Source organism: Phenylobacterium sp. GW823-FHT02A09 (assembly GCF_058797775.1).
Genome location: NZ_JBXAJZ010000002.1, coordinates 243,437 through 269,912, shown reverse-complemented (window position 1 = coordinate 269,912; position 26,476 = coordinate 243,437). Strand labels below are relative to the sequence as shown.

Annotated in this window: 27 protein-coding genes; 9 read left to right on the top strand and 18 right to left on the bottom strand. The window is 68.7% G+C overall.

The window, feature by feature from the left end:
* Nucleotide 1: 1 nt before the first annotated feature.
* The 3 genes from AC1Q87_RS08455 to AC1Q87_RS08445 form a co-directional block, all read right to left on the bottom strand.
* A complete protein-coding gene (locus AC1Q87_RS08455; protein ID WP_492608528.1) occupies nucleotides 2-613 on the bottom strand; it encodes an ATP-dependent Clp protease proteolytic subunit in 612 nt (203 codons plus the stop codon).
* Between the two features lie 132 nt (nucleotides 614-745).
* Complete coding sequence (locus AC1Q87_RS08450) at nucleotides 746-1,792, bottom strand: MraY family glycosyltransferase (RefSeq protein ID WP_492608527.1); 1,047 nt, start codon at nucleotides 1,790-1,792, stop codon at nucleotides 746-748.
* 83 nt (nucleotides 1,793-1,875) lie between these two features.
* Nucleotides 1,876-3,354, bottom strand: coding sequence for a M20 family peptidase (locus tag AC1Q87_RS08445; RefSeq protein WP_492608526.1), 1,479 nt, complete (start codon nucleotides 3,352-3,354; stop codon nucleotides 1,876-1,878).
* Between the two features lie 63 nt (nucleotides 3,355-3,417).
* Here AC1Q87_RS08445 and AC1Q87_RS08440 point away from each other — a divergent pair, with 63 nt between their 5' ends.
* Nucleotides 3,418-4,146, top strand: a complete 729-nt coding sequence (locus AC1Q87_RS08440) for an extensin-like domain-containing protein (RefSeq protein WP_492608525.1) — start codon at nucleotides 3,418-3,420, stop codon at nucleotides 4,144-4,146.
* Here AC1Q87_RS08440 and AC1Q87_RS08435 read toward each other — a convergent pair.
* A complete protein-coding gene (locus tag AC1Q87_RS08435; RefSeq protein ID WP_492608524.1) occupies nucleotides 4,143-4,895 on the bottom strand; it encodes a sulfite exporter TauE/SafE family protein in 753 nt (250 codons plus the stop codon). The two genes, AC1Q87_RS08440 and AC1Q87_RS08435, sit on opposite strands and share 4 nt — an antisense overlap.
* Before the next feature lie 74 nt (nucleotides 4,896-4,969).
* On the bottom strand, nucleotides 4,970-5,935 hold the full coding sequence (locus tag AC1Q87_RS08430) for an alpha/beta fold hydrolase (RefSeq protein WP_492608523.1): 966 nt from the start codon (nucleotides 5,933-5,935) through the stop codon (nucleotides 4,970-4,972).
* Between the two features lie 90 nt (nucleotides 5,936-6,025).
* On the opposite strand from AC1Q87_RS08430, the gene AC1Q87_RS08425 reads away from it, so the two are divergent.
* The gene (locus AC1Q87_RS08425; RefSeq protein WP_436063046.1) at nucleotides 6,026-6,790 is read left to right on the top strand and encodes an SDR family oxidoreductase; all 765 of its coding nucleotides are present in this window, start codon (nucleotides 6,026-6,028) and stop codon (nucleotides 6,788-6,790) included.
* 59 nt (nucleotides 6,791-6,849) lie between these two features.
* On the opposite strand, the gene AC1Q87_RS08420 is transcribed toward AC1Q87_RS08425, so the two are convergent.
* Nucleotides 6,850-7,419: a hypothetical protein gene (locus AC1Q87_RS08420; RefSeq protein WP_492608522.1), complete on the bottom strand. Its 570-nt coding sequence runs from the start codon at nucleotides 7,417-7,419 to the stop codon at nucleotides 6,850-6,852.
* A gap of 98 nt (nucleotides 7,420-7,517) precedes the next feature.
* Nucleotides 7,518-8,684, bottom strand: coding sequence for an aminotransferase (locus AC1Q87_RS08415; protein WP_492608521.1), 1,167 nt, complete (start codon nucleotides 8,682-8,684; stop codon nucleotides 7,518-7,520).
* 153 nt (nucleotides 8,685-8,837) lie between these two features.
* On the opposite strand from AC1Q87_RS08415, the gene AC1Q87_RS08410 reads away from it, so the two are divergent.
* Nucleotides 8,838-10,427 (top strand): efflux MFS transporter permease, encoded by a 1,590-nt coding sequence (locus AC1Q87_RS08410; protein WP_492608520.1) that lies wholly within the window; start codon nucleotides 8,838-8,840, stop codon nucleotides 10,425-10,427.
* A gap of 1 nt (nucleotide 10,428) precedes the next feature.
* On the top strand, nucleotides 10,429-11,508 hold the full coding sequence (locus tag AC1Q87_RS08405; protein WP_492608519.1) for an HlyD family secretion protein: 1,080 nt from the start codon (nucleotides 10,429-10,431) through the stop codon (nucleotides 11,506-11,508).
* A 1-nt stretch (nucleotide 11,509) separates the two neighbouring features.
* Here the strand turns inward: AC1Q87_RS08405 and AC1Q87_RS08400 are convergent, their stop codons facing one another.
* The 3 genes from AC1Q87_RS08400 to typA are packed head-to-tail and all read right to left on the bottom strand — an operon-like array spanning nucleotide 11,510 to nucleotide 15,002.
* Nucleotides 11,510-11,851, bottom strand: coding sequence for a response regulator (locus AC1Q87_RS08400; protein ID WP_492609265.1), 342 nt, complete (start codon nucleotides 11,849-11,851; stop codon nucleotides 11,510-11,512).
* Between the two features lie 17 nt (nucleotides 11,852-11,868).
* A complete protein-coding gene (locus AC1Q87_RS08395) occupies nucleotides 11,869-13,170 on the bottom strand; it encodes a sensor histidine kinase (RefSeq protein WP_492608518.1) in 1,302 nt (433 codons plus the stop codon).
* On the bottom strand, nucleotides 13,170-15,002 hold the full coding sequence (gene typA, locus AC1Q87_RS08390) for a translational GTPase TypA (RefSeq protein ID WP_492608517.1): 1,833 nt from the start codon (nucleotides 15,000-15,002) through the stop codon (nucleotides 13,170-13,172). Before typA ends, AC1Q87_RS08395 begins: the two co-directional genes overlap by 1 nt.
* Nucleotides 15,003-15,400: 398 nt before the next feature.
* Between typA and AC1Q87_RS08385 the strand changes: the two genes are divergently transcribed.
* Nucleotides 15,401-16,672 carry a DNA recombination protein RmuC gene (locus AC1Q87_RS08385; RefSeq protein WP_492608516.1) on the top strand — a complete coding sequence of 424 codons (1,272 nt, stop codon included), beginning with the start codon at nucleotides 15,401-15,403 and terminating at the stop codon, nucleotides 16,670-16,672.
* Between the two features lie 15 nt (nucleotides 16,673-16,687).
* Nucleotides 16,688-17,197, top strand: a complete 510-nt coding sequence (def, locus tag AC1Q87_RS08380) for a peptide deformylase (RefSeq protein WP_492608515.1) — start codon at nucleotides 16,688-16,690, stop codon at nucleotides 17,195-17,197.
* Nucleotides 17,198-17,209: 12 nt separating this feature from the next.
* Here def and AC1Q87_RS08375 read toward each other — a convergent pair whose 3' ends face one another.
* Nucleotides 17,210-17,605 (bottom strand): DUF1801 domain-containing protein, encoded by a 396-nt coding sequence (locus AC1Q87_RS08375; RefSeq protein WP_492608514.1) that lies wholly within the window; start codon nucleotides 17,603-17,605, stop codon nucleotides 17,210-17,212.
* Between the two features lie 63 nt (nucleotides 17,606-17,668).
* Nucleotides 17,669-18,010 (bottom strand): hypothetical protein, encoded by a 342-nt coding sequence (locus AC1Q87_RS08370; RefSeq protein ID WP_492608513.1) that lies wholly within the window; start codon nucleotides 18,008-18,010, stop codon nucleotides 17,669-17,671.
* A gap of 90 nt (nucleotides 18,011-18,100) precedes the next feature.
* On the opposite strand from AC1Q87_RS08370, the gene fmt reads away from it, so the two are divergent.
* Nucleotides 18,101-19,027, top strand: a complete 927-nt coding sequence (gene fmt / locus AC1Q87_RS08365; protein ID WP_492608512.1) for a methionyl-tRNA formyltransferase — start codon at nucleotides 18,101-18,103, stop codon at nucleotides 19,025-19,027.
* Nucleotides 19,027-19,764, top strand: a complete 738-nt coding sequence (truA, locus tag AC1Q87_RS08360; RefSeq protein WP_492608511.1) for a tRNA pseudouridine(38-40) synthase TruA — start codon at nucleotides 19,027-19,029, stop codon at nucleotides 19,762-19,764. The genes fmt and truA overlap by 1 nt, the downstream gene beginning before the upstream one ends.
* Nucleotides 19,765-19,849: 85 nt before the next feature.
* Here the strand turns inward: truA and dapE are convergent, their stop codons facing one another.
* A complete protein-coding gene (gene dapE / locus AC1Q87_RS08355) occupies nucleotides 19,850-21,001 on the bottom strand; it encodes a succinyl-diaminopimelate desuccinylase (RefSeq protein WP_492608510.1) in 1,152 nt (383 codons plus the stop codon).
* Between the two features lie 182 nt (nucleotides 21,002-21,183).
* Here dapE and AC1Q87_RS08350 point away from each other — a divergent pair, with 182 nt between their 5' ends.
* The gene (locus tag AC1Q87_RS08350; RefSeq protein WP_492608509.1) at nucleotides 21,184-21,819 is read left to right on the top strand and encodes a hypothetical protein; all 636 of its coding nucleotides are present in this window, start codon (nucleotides 21,184-21,186) and stop codon (nucleotides 21,817-21,819) included.
* 9 nt (nucleotides 21,820-21,828) lie between these two features.
* Here the strand turns inward: AC1Q87_RS08350 and AC1Q87_RS08345 are convergent, their stop codons facing one another.
* The 5 genes from AC1Q87_RS08345 to AC1Q87_RS08325 form a co-directional block, all read right to left on the bottom strand.
* Nucleotides 21,829-22,320, bottom strand: coding sequence for a hypothetical protein (locus AC1Q87_RS08345; RefSeq protein WP_492608508.1), 492 nt, complete (start codon nucleotides 22,318-22,320; stop codon nucleotides 21,829-21,831).
* A 404-nt stretch (nucleotides 22,321-22,724) separates the two neighbouring features.
* Complete coding sequence (gene dapD / locus AC1Q87_RS08340) at nucleotides 22,725-23,555, bottom strand: 2,3,4,5-tetrahydropyridine-2,6-dicarboxylate N-succinyltransferase (protein ID WP_492608507.1); 831 nt, start codon at nucleotides 23,553-23,555, stop codon at nucleotides 22,725-22,727.
* Nucleotides 23,555-24,217, bottom strand: a complete 663-nt coding sequence (locus tag AC1Q87_RS08335) for a pyrimidine 5'-nucleotidase (RefSeq protein ID WP_492608506.1) — start codon at nucleotides 24,215-24,217, stop codon at nucleotides 23,555-23,557. The genes dapD and AC1Q87_RS08335 overlap by 1 nt, the downstream gene beginning before the upstream one ends.
* Nucleotides 24,214-25,128: an acetylglutamate kinase gene (gene argB / locus AC1Q87_RS08330; protein ID WP_492608505.1), complete on the bottom strand. Its 915-nt coding sequence runs from the start codon at nucleotides 25,126-25,128 to the stop codon at nucleotides 24,214-24,216. Before argB ends, AC1Q87_RS08335 begins: the two co-directional genes overlap by 4 nt.
* Nucleotides 25,129-25,266: 138 nt before the next feature.
* Nucleotides 25,267-26,409, bottom strand: coding sequence for an acyl-CoA dehydrogenase family protein (locus tag AC1Q87_RS08325; protein ID WP_492608504.1), 1,143 nt, complete (start codon nucleotides 26,407-26,409; stop codon nucleotides 25,267-25,269).
* Between the last annotated feature and the right edge of the window lie 67 nt (nucleotides 26,410-26,476).

The following is a 26,476-nucleotide window of genomic DNA, read 5'->3' as shown; positions in this document are numbered from 1 at the left end:
CTTACGCCTCGGTGGCGTTGTGGATGATCTTCGAGACCAGGCCGTACTCGACGGCGGCCTCGGCGCTCATCCAGAAGTTCCGCTGGGTGTCCTTGACGATCTTCTCGTAGGGATGCCCGGTTTCCTTGGCGATCATGCGGTTGACGCGCTCGCGCATCTTCACGATCTCCTCGGCCTCGATCTGGATGTCGCTGGCCTGGCCGCGCACGCCGCCCATCGGCTGATGCAGCAGGAAGCGCGTGTTCGGCAGGCAGAGGCGGTTTTCCTTGGTCGCGCCCAGGAAGATGTGCGCCCCGGCCGAGGCCACCCAGCCGGTGCCGATGACCTTCACCTGCGGACCGCAGAACTTGATCATGTCGTGGATGGTGTCGCCGCTTTCGACGTGGCCGCCGGGGGAGTTGATCACCACCTTGATCGGCTTGTCGCTTTCGGCCGACAGGGCCAGCAGCTGGGCGGTGACCCGCTCGGCCAGGCGCATGTCGATCTCGCCGAACACCAGCACGGTGCGCGACTTGTAGAGCGCGTTCTGCACAGGCCCGGCCGTCATCGGCATGTCGGGCTTGCGGGCGCCGTCTTCGCTGTCGTCGTCTTCGTCCAGGCGCCAGTTACGCATATGGGTCTCCAATTCGGTTAGTCCGGAACGTGCGATGCGCAGCGGCGCTTCGCAAGAGCCGGAAGGCCGCGCAAGAGCGGATATTGCGCGGGCAAGGCGTCTGTAGGCGGTTTGTCTGACGAAGTCGTTGCTTCAGCGGACCTTGAGCGCCAGCAGCAGGAGCAGGGCCGAGACGCCCAGGTGCAGCAGCATGAAGCGCACCAGCACCTGACTGTTCGACCAGCCGAGTTCCTTGCGCACGTGGTCGTGCAGCGGGAAGCGCACCTTGGACAGCACCTTCAGGCCGAAGAACCGCATCAGCGCGACCTTCACCAGGCCGGTCGCGCCGTTGAGCAGCAGCACCGAACCGATGAGCAGCAGGAACAGTGGATTGTTGGTGGCGACCACCAGCATGCCGATCAGCAGTCCGATCGGGCGCGAGCCGGCGTCGCCCATCAGCACCTGGCTGGGCGGGGCGTTGTACCAGAGGTAGCCGGCGATGCAGCCGACCATCAGGAAGGCCATGATCGCCCAGTTGGCGCCGTCGCGGTTGAGCGGGATCTGCAGGTGCCCGGCCACCGCCTCATTGCCGATCACCGTGTAGAGCAGGCCGCCGAGCAGCAGGATCGCCGTGCCGCTGAGGCTGCCAGAGACGCCGTCGACCCCGTCCGAGCAGTTGGTGGCGTTGATCGACAGCCAGATCACGCCGGCGGCCATCGGGATCGAGATCCACGGCGCCAGGGTCAGCACGCCCTTCCAGCCTGGCAGCCAGATCTGCACCGGCTGGAAGCCGTAGATGACCGCGGCCGCGCCCACGGCGATGGCGGCGTCCATGATCGCCAGCTGGTACTCGGAAAAGCCGCCGCGGCGGTCGTCCAGATAGCCGACGATCAGCGCCGCCAGCATGAACGGCACGGTCAGCAGCGGCTTCGCGGTCAGCGGCACGAAGATCATGCAGGCCAGGCTGAACAGGGTGATGAAGATCAGGCCGGCGCTGACCGGCTTGCCGACGCTCAGCTCGGCGTTGACCGCGAAAGCCCGCCCGCGGTCGGTCGGCAGGAAGCGCCACAGCTTGGGCAGCAGCAGCCAGGTGCCCAGGGCGCAGACCGCGAAGCCGGCGCCGGAGAGGAAGAAGAACGAATTGAACAGCCGCAGCGGACCCCAGGCCTCGCCAAGGGTCGAGTAGATCCAGTTCAGCATTCAGGTCGCGGTCCGCGCGGTTGGACGATCGCCCGGATGTGTCGCAATCCGGGCGGCTTGTCGATGCGGCGTAGGCGCGTGCCCTAGCCCGCGGTGCTGGTGGCGATCAGCCGGGCATAGAACTGCACGGCGCGGTCCAGGTTCTCCAGGCTCATGTGCTCGTTGGTGCCGTGGATCATCTTGATGGTCTCCAGCGAGAAGACCATCGGCTGGAAGCGGTAGACGTCGTCGGCCACCCCGACCAGGTAGCGGCTGTCGGTGCCGGCGGTCACCAGGCTGGGGGCGACCGGCGCCTTGGCGGTGTCGCCGGCCAGGGCCGCGACCATCTTCCAGGCCTCCGAGGTGGTCGAGGAGACCGGCGACGGCTCGTTCGGCTTGCGGCTCCAGGCGAAGGTCACCGGCAGCGCGCCGACCGCGGCCTTGGCGCGTTCGAGCACGCCAGCCGAGCTGTCGCCCGGCGCGATGCGGTAGTTGATCCAGGCGGTGGCGTCCTGCGGCAGCACGTTCTCCTTCGGGCTGCCCTTCAGCATGGTCGGGGCGATGGTGGTGTGCAGCAGCGCCGCGCCGGCCGGGGTGGCGGCGGCCTGCTTGATGATCAGCGGCTCGAACAGCCAGCGGTTGGCCATCGCCATGCGGATCATGAACGAGCCCTGCGGGGCCAGGCTCTCCATCATCATCCCGCCGGGACCGTCCAGCTTCATCGGCGCCTGGTCCTCGGCGATCTTGGTCACCGCCCGGGCCAGGGTCAGCACGCCGCCGGAATCGGCCGGCGGGGCCGAGGAGTGGCCGCCCTCCGCCTCGGCCGTGACCATCAGGGTCGCATAACCCTTCTCGGCGATGCCGACCAAGGCGACCTGGCCGCCGGTGATCGGATTGTCCGAGATGATCGCCATGCCTTCGTCGAGCACGAACTGGGCCTTGATCCCGCGCGATTTGAACAGCTCGGCGACCGCTTGGGCGCCGGTGCCGCCGGCCTCCTCGTCGTGGCCCGAGACCAGAATCAGCGTGCGCTTGGGCTTGTAGCCCTGCTGGGCCAGCGCCTCCACGCCCTCGAACAGGGTGACCAGTGAGCCCTTGTCGTCGATCGCGCCGCGGCCCCAGACCGAACCCTCGGCGATCACGCCGCCGAACGGCGGATGCTTCCAGTCGTCCTCGGTGCCGGGCGTCACCGGCACGACGTCCTGGTGGGCCATCAGCACCACCGGCGCCAGGGCGGGGTCGGAGCCCGCCCAGGTGTAGACCAGCGTATGGCCGGCGACGACTTCACGCGTCATCGCTGCGTGGGCGGCCGGATAGGTGGTCTGCAGCCAGGCGTGCAGCTTGTCCCACTCGCCGAGCTGATTGTCGGCCTTGTCCTGGTGGCTGATGGTCTGGAACTGGATCGACTGCGACAGATGCTCGGCCGCCTTGGCGGTGTCGATGTTCACCGCCGGCGCCAGTTTCACCTTGGAGAGGTCCGCGCCGGTGTCGGGCTTGAAGGTCAGCGTCCTGATCACGACTATGGCCGCGAGCAGTACGATCAGTCCGACCAATCCCAGCGCGATCTTGCCGATGAGTTTCATGCGTCCCTCTCCTCTGGACCACGACCATAAGTCGGCGCCGCTGGGGAAGAGAAGCCAGTCTGCGTGCGCCTGATCGCGTTTCAATCATCCGGCGTGTTCTGGGGCGCGCTATGGGCCAGCCTGACCGACGCGGCGCTGGTCGCGGCAGTCCTGGTCTTCTGGGCCAATGGCGCGCTGCCGCCGCAGGACCTGCCGTGGAAGCCGCTGGCTTTGTCAGCTCCGCCCGGTCTGGCGACCCATCAGCAGCTGCAGCGCGCTGCGGCCGATCCGGCCCGATGCCGCGCCGCGCTGCGGGCCGGCGGCGTGATGTTCGACGAGAGCCCGCCGCGGCGCGAGGCCGGCTGCTCGCAGTTGGACGCGGTCCGGCTTCGATCGGGGACGACGCCGCTGGCGCCGGCCGCGCCGGTGATGACCTGCGGCCAGGCGCTGACCTTCGCCGCCTGGGACCGCTACGGCCTGCAGCCGGCGGCGCGCGAGCTGCTCGGCGAACCGATCGCCAGCGTCGACCACATGGGGACCTACGCCTGCCGCAACATGTACGGCGCCGCCGACGGCCCGCGCAGCGAGCACGCCTTCGCCAACGCCCTGGACGTCGGCGGCTTCACGACCGCTAGCGGCCGCAAGCTGCGCGTGCTCGGCCAGTTCGACGGCGACGATCGGGGCGGCGCCTTCCTGCGCCGCTCACGCGATGCCGCCTGCCGCTGGTTCCGCACGACCCTGAGCCCGGACTACAACGCCGCCCACCGCGATCATCTGCACCTGGACTCGGGGCGCTACCGGGTCTGCCGTTAGCCGCGAGCGGCGCGGACGAAGAAGATCGCGGTCATGACGACCGAGAGCGCGATGGTGGCGGCGCGGACCACCCGCGGGTCCAGCCGCTTTCCCAGGTGCGCGCCCAGGTATCCGCCGACGATCGCGCCCGCCCCGACCATCAGGGTTTCCGGCCAGCGGACCGCCCCGGCGATCACGAAGCAGACCACGGCGATGGTGTTGGCGGCGCTGACCATCAGGGTGCGCGGCGGATTGAGCTGCTTGAGATCGACCCCGGCCAGCAGGCTCCAGGCGGCCATCATCATCAGCCCGACCGCGCCGCCGAAGTAGCCGCCGTAGACGCCCAGCGCGAACTGCAGGACCAGGATCGGGCCCGGCCCCATCCGCGCATGCCGCTGCAGCCAGGGCGCGATGCGCGGCCCGAACGCCAGCGCCAGGGTCGCGGTCAGCAGCAGCCACGGCAGGATGACGTCGAAGGTCGAGGACGGGGTCCAGAGCAGCAGCAGGCTGCCGGCCAGGCCGCCGGCTAGGGTGACCAGCAGCATCGGCCGGATCGGTACGCCGCAGACTTCAGTCAGGCCCTGGCGGTAGACCCAGGCGCTGGCCAGCCCGCCGGGATAGAGCGCCACGGTGCTGGAGGCGTTCGCCGCCACCGAAGGCACGCCGGCCGCGATCAGCGCCGGCAGGGTGACGAACGAGCCGCCGCCGGCCAGGGCGTTCATCGCGCCCGCCAGCAGTCCCGCGCCCAGCAACAAGATCTCGCTACCCATGCCGCCAAGCTGCGCCGGGCGGGGCGGCCGCACAATGCGCGGTCGCCAGGGTCAGCCTTCGCGATAGGCGAAGGCTAGAGCGACTTCAGCCAGGGCAGCAGCCGGTCGTTCACCTCCTGCGGGCGCTCCTGCTGGGTCCAGTGCCCGCAGCCAGGCAGCACGTCGGCGCCGCGCAGGTTCGGCATCTCCGCGCCCATGATCGCCATCAGGTCGCCTTTGCCCAGCATCGACAGCACCAGGTCGCGCTCGCCGCCGACGAACAGCGACGGCTGCTCGATCTTGCGGCCCTCGAACTGGCGCAGGTACTCGAAGTCGCGCTGGTGGTTGCGATAGCGATTGATCGGCCCGCGGAAACCCGAGCGCTCGAACTCCGCCACGTAGTAGTCGAGATCGGCGTCGGTGAGCCAGGCCGGGAAGGGGTTCGGATCGACCAGCCCCTCCAGCAGGCTCTGGCCGTGGGTCTTGTTGTTCGGCCAGGTTCCGTCCGGCGCGTCGCCGCTGATCGCGTAGTAGAACTTGCGCAGGCCGTCGCGGACATTGGCCTCCAGCTCGGCCTCGGCCGGGCCGACGTTCTGGAACCAGGCCTGGTAGAAGAATTTGCCGCGGCTGGTGAAGACGCTCTCGATCATGTCGCTGAACGGCCGCTGGGGCACGCCGGTATAGGGCACCGACAACCCGGCGACGGCGCGCACGCGGTCGGGGCGGACCAGGGCGGTGTTCCAGACGATCGGCGCGCCCCAGTCGTGGCCGACCAGCACGGCGGGCGCGTCGGGGCTCAGCGCCTCGATCACCCCGGCGACGTCGGCGACCATGTGCTCCATGTCGTAGTCTTCGATCGCCGGCGGGCGCGTAGAGCCGCCATAGCCGCGCACGTCGATGGCGCAGGCGGTGAACCCGGCCTCCGCGACCGGGCCCATCTGGTGGCGCCAGCTGTACCAGCTCTCCGGAAAGCCGTGGACCATGACCACGAGCGGCCCCTGGCCCTCGACAGCGGCGCGGAGGGTGACCTCCGGCAGGGCGATTTCGCGAAACTCCGGCATGATGGGCTCCTCCCCGAACGGCTTGACCCAACGGCGCCCGGCGCCGCAAATGGCCACGACAAAATCAAACACGTGTTTGGAGGGAACGCTATGGGCGAACTGTTCGACCTGACCGGTAAGGTCGCTGTCATCACCGGATCCTCGCGCGGGATCGGCAAGGCGATCGCCGAGCGAATGGCCGAGCATGGCGCCAAGGTGGTGATCTCCTCGCGCAAGGCCGGGCCCTGCGACGAGGTCGCCGCGGCGATCAACGAAAAGCACCCGGGCGCGGCCATCGCTGTTCCGGCCTCGATCTCGTCGAAGGAAGATCTTCAGCGGCTGGTCGACGAGACGGTCAAGGCGTTCGGCCAGATCGACATCGTGGTCTGCAACGCGGCGACCAACCCGTTCTTCGGTCCGATGTCGCAGATCAACGACGACCAGTTCCGCAAGATCCTCGACAACAACATCATCGCCAACAACTGGCTGATCCAGATGGCCGCGCCGCAGATGCGCGAGCGCAAGGACGGCGCGGTGATCATCATCTCGTCGATCGGCGGCCTGCGCGGCTCGACCGGCATCGGCGCCTACAACATCTCGAAGGCGGCGGACTTCCAGCTGGCCCGCAACCTGGCCGTCGAGCTCGGCCCCGACAATGTGCGGGTCAACTGCATCGCGCCGGGCCTGGTGAAGACCGACTTCGCCAAGGCGCTGTGGGACACTCCGGAAGCCGAAAAGCGCTCCAGCGCCAACAACCCGCTGCGCCGCCTGGGCGAGCCGGACGACATCGCCGGCGCGGCGGTGTTCCTGGCCTCCAAGGCCGGATCGTGGATGACCGGCCAGGCCATCGTCGTGGACGGCGGCTCGACCTGCTGATCGACTTGCTCAGCTACGAATGAAGAGGGCCGGAAGCGATGTCGCTTCCGGCCCTTTTGCTAGTTCCGCGGCTGCGGCGCGAATTGCGGCGGCGGCTGGTACTGCGGCGGCGGGGCGAACTGCGGCGGCGGTTGTTGCCAGCCGGGCTGCGGCGCCTCGACGCTGCGATAGGTCCGGCGGTACTCGTAGTAGGTGACCGGCTGCGCGCCGCCGACGGCGTAGGTCGGGTGGCCCCACTGGGCCGGATAACCCTGGCCGTAGAACGGGCCGTAGGCGCCCTGCGCCGCGGCGATGGCGGCGGTGCCGCAGGCGGCGGACCGCGAACCGGCGACGCCGCCGATGATCGACCCCACGAACGCGCCGAGGCCCGCGCCTTCGGCGACGACGCCGGCGCCGGCCGCCGCGCCGCCGGCCAGGCCGCCGGCGATCAGGCCGACGATGCCCCAGCCCAGGGCGCGCTGCGCGGCCGTGCGGGCGCAGGGGTCGGCCGGGCCGACGCGCGCATAGTGGACCGGCGCGGGGGCCGCGTAGGAATAGTACTGGGCCTGGGCGACGCCGCCCGCCAGCACCGCGCCGGCCGTCGCCAGAGCGACGCCGATCTTCGCAGCCTTCTTGGAAGCCAGGTGCATCTCACGTTCCTCTCGAAACCGTCTCGCCCCAGGATAGACACGGGAACGGCGTTACGGGAACCTCAGACAACCTGCGCGCTACTTTCGGCGCGCGAACCTCAGGCCCGGCGCGAGAGCTCGCGGGCCTTGGCCAGCCGGCGTACGCCCTCATCCAAGGTCTGGTCGTTCTTGGCCAGGCAGAGCCGCAGGATGGTGGTCACGTGATCCTCTTCGTAGAGGGCCGAGACCGGAATGCTGGCGACGCCCGCGTCCTTGACCGCACGCAGGGCGAAGGCTCGGTCAGGCTCCTCGATCCCTGAGGCGGCCAGGTCGATGTTGAGGAAGTAGGTGCCCTGCGCGGGCAGGGTGACGAAGCCTTCGGCGGCGAGGCCGGCGGCCAGCCGGTCGCGTGAGCGCTGCAGGTCGCGGGGCATGGCCTCAAACCAGTCGCCGCTGTTCTCCAGGCCCCAGGCCACCGCCGCCTGCAGATTGGGCGCGGTGGTGAAGGTCAGGAACTGGTGCGTGCGCGACAGCGCGCGGGTCAGCTCAGGCGCGGCGCACAGGAAGCCGACCTTCCAACCGGTGAGGCCGAACATCTTGCCGGCCGAACCGATCTTCACGGTCCGCTCGCGCATGCCGGGGAAGGCGATCAGCGGCAGGTGCTGCGCGCCGTCGAACACCACCTGCTCCCAGACCTCGTCGCAGATCGCGACGGCGTCGTGCGCGACGCAGAACTCGGCCAGCAGCGCCAGGTCCTCGCGCGGCAGCACGGCGCCGGCCGGGTTGATCGGGTTGTTCAGGACCACGAACCGCGTGCGCGGGCCAAACGCCGCCTCCAGCATCGCGCGATCGAAGCGCCAGTGCGGCGGGCTCAGCTTGACCAGCCGCGGCACGCCCCCGGCCCGCCGGATCAGCGGCAGGTAGGCGTCGTAGAGCGGCTGGAAGACCACCACCTCGTCGCCGGGCTGGATGAGCCCGAGGAAGGCGGCCGCCAGCGCTTCGGTCGCGCCCGAGGTGATGGTGACCTCGCCGGCCCAGTCGAGATCCACGCCTTGGGTGCGGGCGTAGTGGGCGGCCACGGCGGCGCGCAAGTCGGGCAGCCCAGCCATCGGCGGATACTGGTTGTAGCCGTTCAGCACCGCGTCGGCGGCGCGCTCGCGGATCGCCTGCGGACCGGGATCGTCCGGGAAGCCCTGGCCGAGGTTGATCGCTCCGAGCTCCCGGGCCAGGCCCGACATCTCCTCGAAGATGGTGGTCGGAAGGTTAGCGAAGATCGGATTGGCCATGCTGCTTGCCTAGCACAGCCCGGCGCGCGACGCGTCCGCCTCGATCTCGTCTCGCCGATGCCACTTCCGGCGACCATGCGCGTTGTGATCTTGGGTCGGATCGTCCGCTCTAGCTTGCGGCCGCCGTTCCAGGGCGAAGGAGGGGCAGGAGGCATGGGCGGATCCCAACCGCCGACGGGCTGGAGGCGGGCGGTCGCCTACGGCGGCGTGTCGCTTCTGCTCGGCCTGACCCAGGGGCTTGGCTTCAACCTCGTCAATAACAATCTGCCTTGGATCCAGGGCTCGCTCGGCGCCTATCCCAGCGAGGCGGCCTGGCTGTCGACCGCCTACACCGCGACCAACGCCACCATCGGCCTCCTGGCGATCAAGTTCCGCTTCCAGTACGGCCTGCGCCTGTTCGGCGACATCGGGCTTGGCCTGTTCATCGTCGTCGCCATCGCCCACCTGTTCACCGATGACCTGCGCTCGGCGATCGCGGTGCGCGCGGCCTCGGGCGTCGCGGCCACGGCCCTGTCGACCATGGCGCTGCTCTACATGATCGCGGCAGTCCCCGAGCATCGGCGACCGATGGGCATAGCGCTCGGCGTCGGCTGGAGCCAGCTGGCCGCGCCGCTGTCGCGGCTGGCGTCCTCGGATCTGCTGCAGATCGGCCAATGGCACGGCCTGTACCTGCTGGAGATCGCGCTGAGCCTGCTGTGCCTGGTGGCCGTCAACCTGGTGCGCGTGCCCCCGATGCCGCGGGTGAAGATGTTCCAGGCGCGCGATTTCCTGACCTTCGCGCTCTTCGCGCCCGGGGTGGCGCTGCTCTGCGCGGTCCTGGCCCAGGGCCGCTATGTCTGGTGGTTCGACGCCCCGTGGCTCGGCTGGGCGCTGATCGCGGCCATCGTGCTGCTCGCGGCCTCGGTGTTGGTCGAACTGCACAGGGAAAAGCCGCTGTTGCACATCCGCTGGCTTTCCAGCGCCGACATGCTGCGGCTGGTGGTGATCATCCTGCTGTTCCGCATCGTGCTCTCGGAGCAGGGGGTGGGGGCCTTCGGTTTCCTGCAGGCGATGGGCATGAACAACGACCAGATGCGCGGCCTCTCCTGGGTGATGTTCTGGGCGACGCTGGCGGGGATGGTGATCGTCGCGGTGACGATCAATCCGGCGCGGGTTTCGACACCGGCTCTGATCGCGCTGCTGCTGATCGCGGCCGCCGCCTATTGGGACAGCCACGTCACCAGCCTCACCCGGCCCGCGCAGATGTACGTGAGCCAAGGGCTGATCGCCTTCGCCAGCGCGCTGTTCCTGCCCGCCGCCATGCTGGCCGGCTTTGGCCGCGCCATGCGCCAGGGCCAGGAGTTCATCATCAGCTTCGCGGTGATCTTCGGCGCGGGCCAGAGCCTGGGCGCGCTCGCCGGCTCAGCCTTCCTGGGTACGCTGATGACGGTGCGCGAAAAGGCTCATTCGGCCCAGATCGTCGAGCGGCTGCTGCTTACCGACCCCCAGGTCGCGGCGCGCGTGCGCCAGTACGCCGGCGCCTATGGCGGGAGCATCGCCGATCCGACGCTACGCCAGGGCGAGGGGCTGGCCCTGCTGGCGCAGCTGGCGACGCGGGAAGCCACGGTGTTGGCCTATGCCGACGTCTTCCGGGTCATCGCCGTGCTGGCGCTGCTGGTTTTCGTCTATCTCCTGGCCCTGCGGCTGCGCGAGGATGCGCGGGCGCGGCGGGCCGCCCTCCTGACCCCTGCCGAGGCCGCCTGACGTGAGCGACACCACGCCCGCCCCGCCCCCCGCCCCCCCTGTTTCCAAGCGCCCCTGGTCGCGCGCCGCCATTCCGATCGTGCTGGCGGCGATCGGCGGCGTGCTGCTGGTGCTGTTCGCCTGGCGGCTGCCGCCCTTCGACACCGGCGTGCAGAGCACCGACAACGCCTATGTCCGCGGCTACGTGACCATCATCAGCCCGAAGCTCGACGGCTATGTCGCCGAGGTCCTGGTGAAGGACTTCATGCCGGTGAAGGCCGGCGACACCTTGGTCGTCATCGACGACCGCAACTATCGCCAGAAGGTCGAACAGGCGCGCGCGGCGCTGGCCGTGCAGAAGGCCAATCTCGCCAACTCGGATCAGCAGCACCGCCGGGGCCAGGCCAACATCAGCCTGGTCGGGGCCGAGGAGGCCAGCGCGCGCGCCGCCCTGGCCAAGGCCCAGGCCGACTTCCGCCGCGCCGAGCCGCTGGTCCAGAAGGGCTGGCTGGCCCCGACCGAGCTCGACCGTCTGCGCCTGGCCGTGCAGCAGGCTCAGGCCGCCGTCGGCCAGGCCCAGGCTCAGGGCCGCGTGGCGCAGGAGGATCTGGCCTCGGTCGGGGTCAACCGCGCGGGGCTGGAGGCCGCCGTCGCCCAGTCGCAGGCGGCGCTCGAGCTGGCGCAGATCGATCTGGCCAACACCCGCATCACGGCTCCGGTCGCCGGCCAGGTCGGCGAGGTCGGGGTCAAGGTCGGGCAGTACGTGGCGCCGGGAACCCCGCTGATGGGGCTGGTTCCGCAGGCGGTCTGGATCACCGCCAACTTCAAGGAGACCCAGATGAAGGACGTGGCGGTCGGCGAGCCGGTCCGCGTCCGTATCGACGCGCTGCCGGGAACGACGCTGCGGGGCAAGGTCGAGCGCATCGGCCCGGCCGCAGGATCGGAGTTCTCCGTGATCAAGCCGGACAACGCCACCGGCAATTTCACCAAGGTGGTTCAGCGCATTCCGGTGCGCATCGCCCTCGAGGACGGCCAGGAGGGGACCGCGCGGCTGCGTCCGGGCATGTCGGCGGTGGTTAGCATCGACACCCGCGGCCGCTAGCTCAGACGGCGCTCAGCGCCTCGCCCAGCGTGCGGCGGCTGAGCGGCTTGCCCAGGAAGCCGATCGGCTTGATAGCCGCCATCGAGTGGCGGAATTCCTCGGTGATCGAGCCCGAAACGAACAGCGAGCGGACGCCCAGCTTGTCGTAGAGCTTGCGGGCCAGAACGCCGCCGTCCGCGCCGCGGGCCAGGCGGATATCGACCAGCGCGATGTCGGGGCGGCCGCCTTCGGCCAGCGCCCAGGCTTCGGTCGCGTCGGCGGCCTCGGCCACGACTTCGTGGCCCATGTCTTCCAACAGGCCGACGATGTCGAGCGCGATCAGCGCGTCGTCCTCAACAACCATGATACGCACAGCGCGGCTCAACTCCTCGGGAAGACGACGGCGAAGGACGCGCCGGTCTTCGGTTGTTCTATCTCGAAGCGCCCGCCGAGTTGTCTCGCCAAGGCTTCGATCGCCCGCATCCCGAGGCTCTTGCGTTTCGTTGGTGAAAAGTCTTGGGGCAGACCTTCACCGTCATCGGCCACGCTCAAACGGTAGAGCTCGCCATCTGTTCCGAAAGCGACCCTTATTGTGGAGGGCCTATCGGGCGGGCAGCCGTATTTCAAGGCGTTGGTGATCAACTCATTGAGGATCAGGGCCAGCGGCACCGCCTGCTTCACGTCGAGCACGGCATGCTCGATGGCGGTTTCCAAGGCGACGTCGTCGCGGCCCAGCGAGCTGACCAGGTCCTGGGCGAGGGCTTCGGTGTAGCGGCCGGCGTCGAAGGCGCCGATGGCGTCGTCGGCCTTGTACATCTGCTCGTGCACCCGGCCGACGGCGATGATCCGGTCGAGGGTCCGGTTGAGGGCCTCGCGTGCATCGTCGTGTTCGACGGCGCGCGATTGCAGGCGCACGACGCTGGCGATCTGCTGCAGCGAGTTCTTGACCCGGTGGTTGACCTCGTCGAGCAGCAGGGTGCGGTCGTCGAGCAGGCGGCGCAGCCGCTGCGCCACGTCGGCCTCGGCCTCGCGGTCCAGGCTGATGTCCCGCAGCGCCTTGAAGAACAGCAGCGCCAGCAGCGCCGCGAAGATGATCAGCGAGGCGACGATCACCGTCCGCACGACGGCGACCTGATGCTCGCGCTGGCGCTGCAGCCGCCGCTCTTCCAGTTCCAGCTCGCCGGCGATGGCGCGAACGCCCTGCATGGCCGCCACGCCTTGGCCGCGCTGGATGATCTGGATGGCGGCGCCGGGCGATCCGGTCCGTCGGGCGGCGACCGTCTGGTCGATCACGTCCATCCGGGTCTTCATCAGCGCCTGCAGGCGCGTCAGGCGTTCCTGCTGTTCGGGATTGTCGCGCGTCAGCCGTTCCAGCGCGCTGATGTGGATCGCGGCGGCGGTGCGCGAACCTTCGATCTGCCGGGTGAATTGCGAGTCGCCGGTGAGGATGAAGGCGCGTTGGGCCGACTCGGCCTCTGTCAGCGACAGGCGCAGGCCTTCGATCTCGATCCGCACCTCATGGGCGTGGGTCAGCCATCCGGCCGCGCGGTCGTACCAGAAGAAGGCCCCGCCCAAGGCGGCGAAGGCCAGAAACAGTGCGGTGACGGTGCCGGCCAGCAGGCGGAAAGCGCGTTCGCGCGCCGCCTGCCTGCTTGCACTGGGTGTCGCCCCCGCTTGCGTCACTACTCCTCCTTGACGCGCCGCTTGCGGAAGGAGGGGTTCAGCACCTGCTTGCGCAGGCGGATCGACTTCGGCGTGACTTCGACCAGCTCGTCTTCCTCGATGTAGGCGATGGCCTGTTCGAGGGTCATGCGGCGCGGCGGGGTCAGGCGCACGGCCTCATCCTTGCCGGACGCGCGGACGTTGGTCAGCTGCTTGGCCTTCATCGGGTTGACGTCCAGGTCGTCGGCGCGGCTGTTCTCGCCGATGATCATGCCCTGGTAGGTCTTCTCGCCGGCCCCGACGAACATGACGCCGCGCTCTTCCAGGTTCCACAGCGCATAGGCCGCGGTTTCCCCGTCGGAGTTGGAGACCAGCACGCCCTTGCGGCCGGCGTCGATGGCGCCCTTGTAGGGCTCGTAGTGGCTGAACACGCGGTTCAGCACGCCCGAGCCGCGGGTGTCGGTCAGGAACTCGCCCTGATAGCCGATCAGCGAGCGCGAGGGGGACATCAGGCTGATGCGGGTCTTGCCCGCGCCCGACGGGCCCATGTCCTTCAGCTCGGCCTTACGGGCCGACAGCTTTTCGATGACGATGCCGGTGAACTCGTCGTCGACGTCGATCATGACGTCTTCGATCGGCTCCATGCGCTGGCCGTTCTCGTCGGTCTGGAACACCACCCGCGGGCGGCTGATCGAGACTTCGAAGCCTTCGCGGCGCATGCCTTCGATCAGCACGCCCAGTTGCAGTTCGCCGCGGCCGGCCACCTCGAAGGCGTCCTTCTCGGACGTCTCGGTGACGCGGATGGCGACGTTGGATTCGGCTTCCTTCAGCAGGCGCGCGGCGATCACGCGGCTCTGCACCTTGTCGCCTTCGCGGCCGGCCAGCGGACTGTCGTTGACCGAGACGGTCATCGAGATGGTCGGCGGGTCGATCGGCTGGGCGGGCAGGGCGTCGGTGACTTCCAGCGCGCAGAGCGTGTCGGCCACGGTGGCCTTCGACAGGCCGGCGATGGCGACGATGTCGCCCGCTTCCGCGCCGCCGTCGATCGGCTGACGCTTCAGGCCGCGGAAGGCCAGCACCTTGGTGATGCGGCCGCGCTCGATTTCCTTGCCGTCACGCGACAGCGCCTTGATCGCCAGGCCGGGGACGGCCTTGCCGGCTTCGATCCGGCCGGTCAGCAGGCGTCCCAGGAACGGGTCGCTTTCGATCAGCACCGACAGCATCTGGAAGGGCTCTTCCTTGCGCGCCTCGGCCTTCGGCGGCGGCACGTGGTCGACGATCAGGTCGAACAGCGGGCCGAGATTGTCGTTCGGCTGAGCCAGGTCCATCGTCGCCCAGCCGTTCTTGCCCGACGCATAGATGTGCGGGAAGTCGAGCTGCTCGTCCGTCGCGCCCATGGCCGCGAACAGGTCGAAGGCGTCGTTGAGCACACGGTCCGGATCGGCGTGGGCGCGGTCGACCTTGTTGAGGCAGAGGATCGGGCGCAGGCCCATCTTCAGCGCCTTGCCCAGCACGAACTTCGTCTGGGGCATGACGCCCTCTTCGGCGTCCACCAGGAGGACGCAGCCGTCCACCATGCCGAGGATCCGTTCGACTTCGCCGCCGAAGTCGGCGTGGCCGGGGGTGTCGATGATGTTGATGCGGGTTTCACCCGCTTTTCCGTTCCAGAGGACGCTGGTGCACTTGGCGAGGATGGTGATCCCGCGTTCGCGCTCCTGGTCGTTGGAGTCCATGGCGCGCTCAACCGTCGCCTCATTGGCTCGGAAAACGCCTGACTGGGCAAGGAGCTGGTCGACGAGGGTCGTCTTGCCGTGGTCGACGTGGGCGATGATGGCGATGTTGCGGAGCGACATTGATTTGGCTTTATGGGCGCCTATTTGGGGAAGCGCGCGCTTTTAGGTGAGGAATGGCTTTTGCGCCAGCGCCTTCTCGCCGCGGCGCCGAACATTGATATCGTGTCTTTGTGCGGTGCAGCAAACCTAGGCTGTCTGAGGCGCCTTCAAATCTCACTGATTTGTAACAATTTTTTTCGGCGCTTTCAGAAAATGTGATGGGTCCGGCACAAAATCGCTTGTTGTTTTGTGCGTCGCACCGTATATGTTCGAACTGTGAGGCGGCGCTGCCGCTTCTGCCCTTCCTGGGCGTTTCCTCCCTAATGAACTGCCGGGCCTTCGGGTCCGGCTTTTTTTTTGGCCTGAGCCCTGGGGCTGCGAAACTATCGCCAGGATCCGACTCCGTATAGGAACGGAGCATGAACCTGGACTCCCTGCTGCTCGCCGTCCTCGCCGCCCTGTTGGCGGCCATCCCCGCGCTCGCCTGGGCGCTCATGGAGCGCGGCCGCGCCAATCGCGCCGAAGCCCGCGCCTTCGAACTGCAGGACGCCGCCGCTCGCCTGCGGCTGTTGGAAGAGCAGGAGGCCAAGAACAGCGCCTTCCTGCAGGCCCAGGCCGCCGCCGCCATCGCCGAGCAGGTGATGAAGCGCGCCGATGAGACCTTCCATAATAGAGAGCAGCTCGCCCAGGCCCGGCTCGAAGCGCAGCTGAAGCCGGTCGCCGAGACCCTGGCGAAGTTCCAGGAACAGGTCGTCGCCGTCGAAAAGACCCGCGCCGAGGAGACCGGCGGCCTGAAGGAGCAGATCAGCCAGCTGCTGCAGGCCTCCACCGCCACCCAGGCCGAGGCGCGAAAGCTCTCTGCGGCGCTGCGCCGCGGGGCCGGCGTGCAGGGCCGCTGGGGCGAGCAGACCCTGCGCAACGTGCTGGAGGCGGCCGGTCTGCACAATCGCTACGACTTCGACGAACAGACCTCGACCGACAGCGAGGAAGGTCGCCGCCGTCCCGACGTCACCGTGCGCCTGCCGGGCGGGGCGGTGTTCGTCATCGACGCCAAGTGTTCGCTCAACGCCTTCCTCGAGGCCCAGGACGCGCCTGACGAGGCCAGCCGCGAGGCCGCCTATCTTCGCCACGCCCAGAGCGTCCGCGCGCACATGCAGGGGCTTTCGGCCAAGGCCTACTGGGACCAGTTCAACCAGGGCTCGCCCGACTTCGTGGCCATGTTCATTCCGGGCGACAGCTTCCTGGCCGCGGCGCTGGAGCGCGCGCCCGACCTGATGACCGAGGCCATGGACCGCCGGGTGCTGGTGGTGACGCCGACCACCCTGTTCGCGCTGTGCAAGGCGGTGGTCTACGGCTGGCGGGTCGAAGAGCAGGCCGCCAACGCCCAGGAGATCTCCAAGCTGGGCCGCGAGCTCTACAAGCGCATCTCGGTGATGGGCGCGCACGCCGGTTCGGTCGGCAAGGCGCTGGAGGCGGCGGTCAGCCGCTACAACCAGTTCGTCGGTTCGCTGGAGACCCAGGTGCTGACCCAGGCCCGCCGCTTCGAGGATCTGAAGGTCGACCACGAGGGCAAGGAGCTGCCCGAATTGGCCCCCGTGGAGACCGGAATCCGCCCCCTGGCCAAGCTCGCCGCCGATCCAGAGGGCCCCGAGACCGGACGCCTCGCCGCCTTGACGGCGAAGGGACGCTGACCTACCTGCGTTTTTATGGCTATCCGCGAAATTCTCGTCGTCCCGAACCCGGTCCTCAAAGAGGTCTCGCAGCCCGTCGATAAGGTCGACGACGAGCTGCGCGCGCTGATGGATGACATGCTGGAGACGATGTACGACGCGCCCGGCATCGGCCTGGCCGCGATCCAGATCGGCGTGGCCAAGCGCGTGATCGTCATGGACATCTCCGGCCCCGACGACGAGAAGGCGCCGCGCTACTTCGTGAACCCGGAAATCGTCTGGAGCTCCGAGGACACCGCGCCCTACGAAGAAGGCTGCCTGTCGATCCCGGACATCTATGACGAGGTCGAGCGTCCCGCCCGCGTGAAGCTGAAGTACCTGAACTATCAGGGCGAGGAAGTGATCGAGGACGCCGACGGCCTGTTCGCGGTCTGCATCCAGCACGAGATGGACCACCTGCAAGGCGTGCTGTTCATCGACCACCTGTCGCGCCTGAAGCGCGACCGCGCCGTCGCCAAGGTCAAGAAGCAGGCCCGCGCGGCCTGAGGCCTGCGCCCGTCAGCGGGCGCGCTTGCGTGAATGATAGGTGAGCGCCAGCGCGATGCAGTGTGCGACCGCCTCTTCGTCCAGCGGCGTCGTCGCATCGAAGATCAGCGCCCGCTTGCCGTCATAGACCAGGGCGTCTCCGTAGAGCTCGCGAAAGCTGGCCAGCAGACTCGTCTGGCAATGCACGAAGAGCGCGTACTGCGAGACGTTCACGGCGTCGATGCGGATCGTGCTGCCGGTCTTGGTCAGATAGCTGGGCTGTCCCCAGCGCAACGCTTCCTCGATCGTATCGACGCCCGGCGTCGCCGCGGCGGTGTCGAGGATCAGGCGGCGTAGGCGCTTCAGCGCCGAGCGGGTCGGTTCCGGATGACGGTCGAGCAACGCTTCGACATCGTTGGCTGCCCCCATCGTTCCCCCGCCAAGAAGCTCCGCGCCTGCCCGTGCCTGTCGCCCGGGCAGGCGCGAGAGGTCCTAGTGCTTGTCCGGCGCGGTCGCGTCGTGGACCGCGGCCTTGGCGTCCTTGGCCACGCCCGCCGCGGCGGCCTTGGCGTCGGCGGCCGCATCCTGGGCCGCGACGCTGGCGTCGGCGGCGGCCGCCTTGGTGTCGGCGGCCATCGTGCCGGCCGCGGCTTGAGCTTCCGCGGCGGCCTTGTCGGCGGCGGCCTTGGCGTCGGCCGCAGCCTGATCGGTCGCGACCTTGGCGTCGGCGGCGGCTTGATCGGCCGTGGCCTTGGCCGAGTCTTGAGTGGCCTGCGAGCAGGCCGACAGGGCCAGGCCCGAAGCGACCAGGGTGACGATCATCAGATTGCGCATGGATTGGTTCTCCCTTCCCGAGTGCTTCACAGAACGGCGAAGCTTGCATGAGGTTCCTAAAATCCTCCGCCGTCGTTACATGCAGGCCTGATGCGCATCGCCTTTCTCGGAACTCCCGATTTCGCCGTCGCCGCCCTCGCCGCCCTGGTCGAGGCCGGGCACGAGGTCGTCTGCGTCTATTCCCAGCCGCCCGCGCCGCGCGGCCGCGGCCAGACGCTGAAGCCCTCGCCCGTCCATGCCTATGCCGAGGAGCGGGGGATTCCCGTGCGCACCCCGGTCTCGATGCGCGATGCGGCCGAGATCGAGGCTTTCGCCGCCCTGAAGCTCGACGCCGGGGTGGTGGTGGCGTTCGGCCAGATCCTTCCGGCCGCCGTGCTCGACGCGCCGAAGCTCGGCTGCTTCAACCTGCACGCCTCGCTGTTGCCGCGCTGGCGCGGCGCGGCGCCGATCCAGCGCGCGATCATGGCGGGCGACAAAGTCACCGGCGTCGAGGTCATGCAGATGACCGAAGGCCTCGACGAGGGCCCGGTGCTGGCCTCCGAGACCGTGCGCATCGACGCCCTGGAGACCGCCTCCACCCTGCACGACCGCCTGGCCGTCGTCGGCGCCGACCTGCTGGCGCGGACCATGGCCGCCGTCGAGCGCGGCGAGGCCCAGGCCACGCCGCAGGCCGAAGCGGGCCTGACCTACGCCAAGAAGATCCGTCCCAAGGAGGCGCGCCTGCGCTGGGACAAGCCGGCGGCCGAGGTCGATCGCAAGATCCGCGGCCTCTCGCCGTTCCCCGGCGCCTGGTTCGAACTACCGACCGACAAGGGCCCGGTCCGGGTCAAGGCGCTGCTCTCGCGGCTCGAGGACGGGCAGGGCGCGCCGGGCCAGGTGCTGGACGACGCGCTGCTGGTCGCCTGCGGCGAGGGCGCGGTGCGCCTGCTGCGCGTCCAGCGCGAGGGCAAAGGCCCGCAGGACGCCGAGACCTTCCTGCGCGGCGCGCCCGTGGCGGCTGGGACCGAGCTGGCCTGATGCCGCGCTACAAGCTGACCATCGAATACGACGGCCGCCCCTATAAGGGCTTCCAGGCCCAGGACGATCTGCCCTCGGTCCAGGGTTCGATCGAGCGCGCGGTCAAGGCGTTCAGCGGCGAGACCCTGCGCCTGCAGGCCGCCGGCCGCACCGACACCGGCGTGCATGCGACTGGCCAGGTGATCCATGTCGACCTAGCCAAGGACTGGCGGCCCGAGGTCGTCCGCGACGCGCTGAACGCCCACCTGGTGCCCGAGCCGATCGCCGTGCTCGACGCCGAGATCGCGGTCGGCGACTGGCACGCCCGGTTCTCGGCGACCGAGCGGCGCTACATCTACCGGATCCTCAATCGCAAGAGCCCGCCGGCGCTCGACCAGGGCCGGGTCTGGCACGTCAAGAAGCCGTTGGACGCGCAGGCGATAGACGCCGCCGCCCGCCAACTGATCGGCCACCACGACTTCACCACCTTCCGCCACATGCAATGCCAGGCGAAGTCGCCGATGAAGACGCTGGACGTGGCCCGCGCCTGGCGCGAGGGCGAGTACGTGCTGCTGGAGTTCGCCTCGCGTTCGTTTCTGCACCGCCAGGTCCGCTCGATGACCGGCACCCTGGCCGAGGTCGGCGTCGGCCGCTGGGCGCACGACGACGTCCGCGCCGCCCTGGAGGCCCGCGACCGCAAGGCCTGCGGCCCGGTCGCCCCCGCCGACGGGCTCTATCTCACCGGCGTGAAGTACTAGAGGCTTCGCCGTTTCCTCACCCCAGCCCTCTCCCGCCTGCGGGAGAGGGGAGGGTGGGGGCGAGCGTAGCGAGGCGGCGTCGCCCTTACGATGAGAACGCCGCGAAGTACCGTTCGATCAGCCGCTCGTAGACCTTCTGCAGGTCGTGGATCTCCTGCACGGGCGCGCGTTCGTCGACCGCGTGCATGGTCTTGCCGACCAGGCCCAGCTCGACGACGGGGCAGAGCGCGCGGATGAAGCGCGCGTCCGAGGTGCCGCCCGTGGTCGACAGCTCCGGCGCCGCGCCGGCCACGTCCTGCACCGCGGCGGCGACGATGTCGGTGAACGCCCCCGGCTCGGTCAGGAACGCTTCGCCGCTGATCACCGGCTCGACGGTGATGGTTCCGGCGAACCCTTCGCGCGACTTGCTCGCCTCGGCGTCGATCCAGGCGGCCAGTTCGGCGCCCTTGTGGGCCGGGTTGAAGCGGATGTTCAGCCGCGCCTTGGCCTGGGCCGGAATGACGTTGGTGGCGGCGTTGCCGACGTCGACCGTCGTCACTTCCAGGTTGGAGGGCTGAAAGCCGGTATAGCCCTCGTCCAGCACGTGGGTCTGCAGCCGGGCCAGCAGGTCGATCAGCACGGGAATCGGGTTGGCCGCGCGATGCGGATAGGCGACGTGGCCCTGGCGGCCGTCGACCGTGATCCAGGTGTTGATCGAGCCGCGGCGCCCGATCTTGATCATGTCGCCGAAGGTCTCGGCGCTCGACGGCTCGCCGACCACGCAATGGTCGATGACCTCGCCCTCGGCGGCCAGCGCCTCGACCACCATCTTGGTGCCGTGGGTCGCCACGCCTTCCTCGTCGCCGGTGATCAGGAACGACAGCGATCCGGTGACCTGGCCGGCCTCGATCGCTTGCGCGGCGGCCGCGGCGAAGGCGGCGACCGCGCTCTTCATGTCGACCGACCCGCGGCCGATCAGCATGCCGTCGACGATGTCGGCGGCGAAGGCCTCGCGGCTCCAGGCCGCCGCGTCGCCCACCGGCACCACGTCGGTATGGCCGGCGAAGCAGAGGTTCGGGCTGGCGGTCCCGTAGCGGGCGTAGAGGTTCTCGATCTCGCCGAACTTCATGCGCCGGCAGGCGAAGCCGAGACCCTCAAGCGTGCGCTGGACGATGTCCATGGCGCCTTCGTCGGCGGGGGTCACCGAGGGGCGGCGGATGAGGTCTTGGGTGAGGGCGACGGGATCGAGCTGCGGCATGGCTCGCTGGTAGCGGCGACGGCCGTCAGGGGCAATGGCTGTCGAGTCGATGGGCAGTCAAGGCGCTGCGCCCAGAATGGGTCGTTAGTTTCCTGTTTACCATCCCGAATTGGGAAGCAATTGGATCGACCTGGGACGCACATTCAAGAACTATGCCTGAACCGGGTGTGGGGTGTTGCGTCATGTTCAATTTCTTCAAGAAGAAGAAACCCAGAACATCTTCCGAGAAGATCGAGGATATCCTTGATATTCTGGAGCGCGGCGGCGTTATTCGCGGAACGCAGTTACCTGACCATATTATCCAGTCGCCGACGTCGCGTCAGGTCTCGGCCAGCGAGCACGTCTACTTCGCCGTCCGTTCCGTCGCCGCCGACGGCCGTCAGCACGTGATGCAGTACGCCTTCGTCGACGATCGGGGAAACGTGGTGCTCAGCGCCTTCGTGCGCTCGTCCAGCCCAGCGACCTTGTTCGGGGGGGCGGCCAGCGAGGACCTGCCGACCGAGCCGATGGAAGAGGCGGCCTTCGCCGTGCTGGCGGCGCGGATCTGCCGCGGCTCCACCCTGGTCGCCTTCCATCGCGTGCTGCAGACCGGGCTGCTTCCGGCCGGAGCCTCGGAAGGCGCGGCGGGATCGGAATGCGTCTGGCGGCGCTTCCAGACCGTCGCGCGCCGCAAGGGCATCCGCCTGTCGCGCCACGAGCCGCTGGCGCTCAACGATTGCCTGCTGAAGCTCGGCATGGCGCCGATGGAGTCGGATGATGCGGCGGTCCGCGCCCTGGCGATCCGCCGACTTTGGCGCAAGCTCGACAACATCGAGTAGGGCGGCCGGCTAGCGCTCCAGCCGCACCGCGTCCCAGAACAGCGGCTTCAGGTCGGTGAAGAACTGATCCACGTCATAGGCCTCGCCCAGCGTGAACAGGCCGTCGGCCTCACGCACCAGATAGCCGCGCTCGACCAGGGCCAGCAGCTTGCGCCGCGTGGTTTCCCGCGGGATCTGAGTGATGTCGGCCAGGCTCAGCGCATTGAGACCGCGCCGCCGGCGGAAGGTCTGCGGCGGGCGCGGTCCGCGCGGCATGGACTCCGAAATCTCGGCCAGCAGGAACACTAGGTAGAGCAGGTATTGGTCGAGGTCGCCGTCGAAGCGCGAGCGGACCCGGATCAGCGTCGCCGAAAGATGGCCGCCCCAGCGATAGAAGAACCGCATCGCGTCCTGTTCCAGGTAGCCGGCGGCCGGCTCAGCCCACGAGGGCGCCTCCGGCTGCGGGACATCCTGGTCTGGGATATCGAGGACGACAGTGGCGAGGGAAGGCGCTGGGGTCATCGGTTCGGGCCCTGCGTTAAAGTTAACGTCCATCCGCTTCAATGGTCGTGGCGAATAGCAATCTCCTTGAATAACAACGGGCTCCGAACATGCCGCGTGGTTACGTTAAGGATACTGTCGTTGATCGCCGCGGCTATCTTCGCGTCACGCGATAACCTAGTCAGGCGTCAGTATCGCGAGAAGCGAATGCTATAGTTAATTGGTTCCGCGGGCTCGGAACGGGGGCATTTCCTGTGGATGACGCCGCTGCGGCGGGCGTGATCGCAGGCCTTGGCCGCGCGTAGGCGCGCATGGCGCCCGCTCCGGCTGCGGGAATCGTCCGCAGCCGGCGAATCGTCTGGAGAATCAGCAGGGAAAGGACCGGCGGCCCCGGAACCTGGGTCCAGGCCGCCGGTCGGGGCGCGTCAGTCGCGCAGCAGTTCGTTGATCGAGGTCTTCGAGCGGGTGCGCTCGTCCACGGTCTTGACGATGACCGCGCAGTTGATCGAGGGCAGGCCCTCGCCGAACGGGCTCGGCATCGAGCCGGGCATGATCACCGAGTAGGGCGGCACTTCGCCCATGAACACTTCGCCGGTCTTGCGGTCGACGATGCGGGTGGTCGAGGTGATGAAGGTGCCCATCGACAGCACGCTGCCCTCACGCACGATCACGCCTTCGGCGACTTCCGAGCGGGCGCCGATGAAGCAGTTGTCTTCGATGATGGTCGGGTTGGCCTGCAGCGGCTCCAGCACGCCGCCGATGCCGGCGCCGCCCGACAGGTGGACGTTCTTGCCGATCTGGGCGCAGGAGCCGACCGTGGCCCAGGTGTCGACCATCGTGCCTTCGTCGACATAGGCGCCGATGTTCACGAACGACGGCGTCATGATCACGTTCTTGGCGATGTAGGCGCCGCGGCGCACGACGCAGCCGGGGACCGCACGGAAGCCGGCCGCCTCGAACTTGGCGGCGTCCCAGCCGGTGAACTTGAGCGGGATCTTGTCCCAGTACGGATGCGGGGCGTCGGCGTCGATCAGTTGGTTGGCGCTCAGGCGGAAGGACAGCAGGATCGCCTGCTTGGCCCACTGATGGGTGGTCCACACCCCGTCCTCACCGCGCGAGGCGACGCGCAGCGTGCCGCTGTCCAGGCGGTTCAGGGTTTCCTCGACCGCCTCGCGGACTTGGCCCTGGGTGCTGGTGTTGACGCCGTCCCGGGCTTCCCAGGCGGCTTCGATCACGGACTTCAGGTCGTCGGACATCAGGCGGTTTCCTTCAGACGCGCCGAACTCAGGAACGGCGTCAGCTTCTCGGTGCGGTGGTGGACAAAGGGGGCGGTCGAGGCGAGCGCGCGCGAGCCGACCAGCACGGTGGTCATGCCCAGGTCTGCGGCCGGATGCAGGTTGCGCTCGGAGTCCTCGAAGAAGGCGGTGGTGGCCGACGCCAGGCCATGGGCGTCGATCATCCGCTGGAAGCCCAGCGGGTCGGGCTTGGGCGCGAAGCCGAACGAGTGGATGTGGAACACGTCGTCGAACAGCCCGCGCAGGTTCAGGTGCGCCAGCACCCGCTCGGCGTGCTTGTCGTCGGCGTTGGTGAAGATCAGCCGCCGGCCCGGCAGCCGCGCGATGGCGGCGACCAGCTCCGGATCCTTGGCCAGCAGGTCCAGCGACAGGTCGTGGAACAGGGCGTGGAAGTCCGCGGGATCGACGCCGTGGTGCAGCATCAGCCCCTTCAGCGTCAGGCCGTGTTCGGCCAGATAGTGCTTCTGCAGGGTGTAGGCGGCGTCATGCTCCAGCCCCGTGACCTTGGCCACGAAGTCGGTCATCCGGCCCTCGACGCCCTGCATGAACCCGGACTCCTCCGGGTAGAGGGTGTTGTCCAGGTCGAACAGCCAGGTGTCGATATGCGACAGGTCCGCGGTCATGCGCGGATGAGCGTGCCCGAGCCGTGTTCCGTGAAGAGCTCGGTGAGCATCGCGTGCGGCCGGCGGCCGTCCAGGATGACCACCGCCTCGACGCCGGACTCGACCGCGGCGATCGCGGTTTCCAGCTTGGGGATCATGCCGCCGGTGGCCACGCCCGAGGTGATGGCCTCGCGCGCTTCGGCCAGCGTCATCTGGCGGATCAGCTCGCCGTTCTTGTCCAGCACGCCGCGCACGTCGGTCAGCAGCAGCATGCGCTTGGCGTTCAGCGCCCCGGCCAGGGCGCCGGCGACGGTGTCGGCGTTGATGTTGTAGGTCTCGCCTTCGACCGACACGCCGATCGGCGCGACCACCGGGATGTAATCCTCCTCGGCGTAGATCAGCGCTTCGATGAGCTTCGGATCGATGCGGGTCGGCTCGCCGACATAGCCCAGGTCGACGACCTGCTCGATCTGGCTGTCGGGGTCTTTCTTGGTGCGGTGCGCCTTCTCGACGGTGATCAGGCGGGCGTCCTTGCCCGACAGGCCCACGCCGCGCACGTCAGCCTCGGCCCCGGCCAGGGTGATCCAGTTGGCGATCTCTTTGTTGATAGCGCCCGACAGCACCATCTCGGCGACCTCCATGGTGGCCTCGTCGGTCACCCGCAGGCCGTCGACGAAGGTCGACTTGACGCCGGCCTTGTCGAGCATGCGCGAGATCTGCGGGCCGCCGCCGTGCACCACGACCGGATGGACGCCGAGCATCTTCAGCAGCACCGCGTCGGCGGCGAACAGCTTGGCGACGCTTTCCTCGCCCATGGCGTGGCCGCCGTATTTGATCGTCACGACCTCGCGGTCGTAGATCTGGATGTAGGGCAGGGCCTCGGCGAGGGTCTTGGCGGTGGCCCAGCCCTGTTCTTCGGCGTCGTCGGTCAAGGTCGCAACCCTCCAGGAGCCGCTCGAGGCTCCGCCACACTTAGCCAGCCGCGACAGGTCGCGCGCTGTTGGGGGCTCCGATAGCGGACCTCACGCCCCCTGTCACCGCCTGTGGCGAGGGCCGAGGGCGCGCAGGCCTCAGATCGAGCGGGCGACCACTTCCTTCATGATCTCCGAGGTGCCGCCGTAGATGCGCTGGACGCGGGCGTCGCGCCACAGCCGGGCGATCGGATACTCGTTCATGTAGCCGGCCCCGCCGTGCAGCTGCAGGGCGATGTCGCAGGCCTCCCACTGCAGCTCGGTGTGGAACAGCTTGGCCGCCGAGGCCTCGGCGGCGTCGAGCTTGCCGGCCACGTGGCGGGCGATCGCCCAGTCCAGGTGCGCCCAGCCGGCCTGCAGCTTGGCCTTCAGGCCGGCCAGGGTGAAGCGGGTGTGCTGAAAGTCGAAGATCGACTGGCCGAAGGCCTTGCGGTCCTTGGTGAATTTCACCGCCTCGTCGAAGGCCCGCTGGGCGCCGGCCTGCCCGGCGATGGCGATCTGCAGCCGCTCCTGGGCCAGCTGGTTCATCAGATAGGCGAAGCCGCGCCCTTCCTCGCCCAGGCAGTTGGTGATCGGCACGCGCACGTCGTTGAAGAACAGCTCGGAGGTGTCGGCCGAGTTCTGGCCGACCTTGTCGAGGTTGCGGCCGCGCTCGAAGCCCGCCGTTCCGCGCTCGACCAGGATCAGCGAGATGCCCTTCGAGCCCAGGCTCGGATCGGTCTTGGCGACCACGATCACCACGTCGGCGTTCTGGCCGTTGGTGATGTAGGTCTTGCTGCCGTTGAGGACGTAGTGGTTGCCGTCGCGGATGGCGGTGGTCTTCACGCCCTGCAGGTCCGACCCGGTGCCCGGCTCGGTCATGGCGATGGCGGTGATGATCTCGCCCGAGACCATGCCCGGCAGCAGCCGCTGCTTCAGCTCTTCCGAGCCGTAGTTGATGATGTAGTCGACGGTGATGTCCGACTGCAGAGTGACGCCGGCCGACGACCCCGCATAGGACAGCTCCTCGCCGATCACCGCGTTGTAGCGATAGTCGAGCTCCAGCCCGCCGTACTCGGCCGGGACCTGCGGGCAGAGCAGGCCCGCCGCGCCATAGGCCTTCCAGAACTCGCGATCGACGATGCCGGCCTCTTCCCAGCGGTCGAGGTGCGGATAGAGCTCCTTGTCGAAGAACTTGCGCACCTGGTCGCGGAACAGGTCGAGGTCGGCGTCGTAGGCCGTGCGGCCGGCGGTGGAGAGCATGGTGGCGGTCCTGGGAGTTTCCTTCCCGCCGTTGTTCCATGGACGCTCAGGCCCGCAAAGACTGACC

Bases quoted from the DNA above. Each gene is read 5' to 3' on its own strand.
- AC1Q87_RS08455 (WP_492608528.1), bottom strand. From the start codon at position 613: ATGCGTAACTGGCGCCTGGACGAAGACGACGACAGCGAAGACGGCGCC.
- AC1Q87_RS08450 (WP_492608527.1), bottom strand. From the start codon at position 1,792: ATGCTGAACTGGATCTACTCGACCCTTGGCGAGGCCTGGGGTCCGCTG.
- AC1Q87_RS08445 (WP_492608526.1), bottom strand. From the start codon at position 3,354: ATGAAACTCATCGGCAAGATCGCGCTGGGATTGGTCGGACTGATCGTA.
- AC1Q87_RS08435 (WP_492608524.1), bottom strand. From the start codon at position 4,895: ATGGGTAGCGAGATCTTGTTGCTGGGCGCGGGACTGCTGGCGGGCGCG.
- AC1Q87_RS08430 (WP_492608523.1), bottom strand. From the start codon at position 5,935: ATGCCGGAGTTTCGCGAAATCGCCCTGCCGGAGGTCACCCTCCGCGCC.
- AC1Q87_RS08425 (WP_436063046.1), top strand. From the start codon at position 6,026: ATGGGCGAACTGTTCGACCTGACCGGTAAGGTCGCTGTCATCACCGGA.
- AC1Q87_RS08420 (WP_492608522.1), bottom strand. From the start codon at position 7,419: ATGCACCTGGCTTCCAAGAAGGCTGCGAAGATCGGCGTCGCTCTGGCG.
- AC1Q87_RS08415 (WP_492608521.1), bottom strand. From the start codon at position 8,684: ATGGCCAATCCGATCTTCGCTAACCTTCCGACCACCATCTTCGAGGAG.
- AC1Q87_RS08410 (WP_492608520.1), top strand. From the start codon at position 8,838: ATGGGCGGATCCCAACCGCCGACGGGCTGGAGGCGGGCGGTCGCCTAC.
- AC1Q87_RS08400 (WP_492609265.1), bottom strand. From the start codon at position 11,851: ATGGTTGTTGAGGACGACGCGCTGATCGCGCTCGACATCGTCGGCCTG.
- typA (WP_492608517.1), bottom strand. From the start codon at position 15,002: ATGTCGCTCCGCAACATCGCCATCATCGCCCACGTCGACCACGGCAAG.
- AC1Q87_RS08385 (WP_492608516.1), top strand. From the start codon at position 15,401: ATGAACCTGGACTCCCTGCTGCTCGCCGTCCTCGCCGCCCTGTTGGCG.
- def (WP_492608515.1), top strand. From the start codon at position 16,688: ATGGCTATCCGCGAAATTCTCGTCGTCCCGAACCCGGTCCTCAAAGAG.
- AC1Q87_RS08375 (WP_492608514.1), bottom strand. From the start codon at position 17,605: ATGGGGGCAGCCAACGATGTCGAAGCGTTGCTCGACCGTCATCCGGAA.
- AC1Q87_RS08370 (WP_492608513.1), bottom strand. From the start codon at position 18,010: ATGCGCAATCTGATGATCGTCACCCTGGTCGCTTCGGGCCTGGCCCTG.
- fmt (WP_492608512.1), top strand. From the start codon at position 18,101: ATGCGCATCGCCTTTCTCGGAACTCCCGATTTCGCCGTCGCCGCCCTC.
- truA (WP_492608511.1), top strand. From the start codon at position 19,027: ATGCCGCGCTACAAGCTGACCATCGAATACGACGGCCGCCCCTATAAG.
- dapE (WP_492608510.1), bottom strand. From the start codon at position 21,001: ATGCCGCAGCTCGATCCCGTCGCCCTCACCCAAGACCTCATCCGCCGC.
- AC1Q87_RS08350 (WP_492608509.1), top strand. From the start codon at position 21,184: ATGTTCAATTTCTTCAAGAAGAAGAAACCCAGAACATCTTCCGAGAAG.
- AC1Q87_RS08345 (WP_492608508.1), bottom strand. From the start codon at position 22,320: ATGACCCCAGCGCCTTCCCTCGCCACTGTCGTCCTCGATATCCCAGAC.
- dapD (WP_492608507.1), bottom strand. From the start codon at position 23,555: ATGTCCGACGACCTGAAGTCCGTGATCGAAGCCGCCTGGGAAGCCCGG.
- AC1Q87_RS08335 (WP_492608506.1), bottom strand. From the start codon at position 24,217: ATGACCGCGGACCTGTCGCATATCGACACCTGGCTGTTCGACCTGGAC.
- AC1Q87_RS08325 (WP_492608504.1), bottom strand. From the start codon at position 26,409: ATGCTCTCCACCGCCGGCCGCACGGCCTACGACGCCGACCTCGACCTG.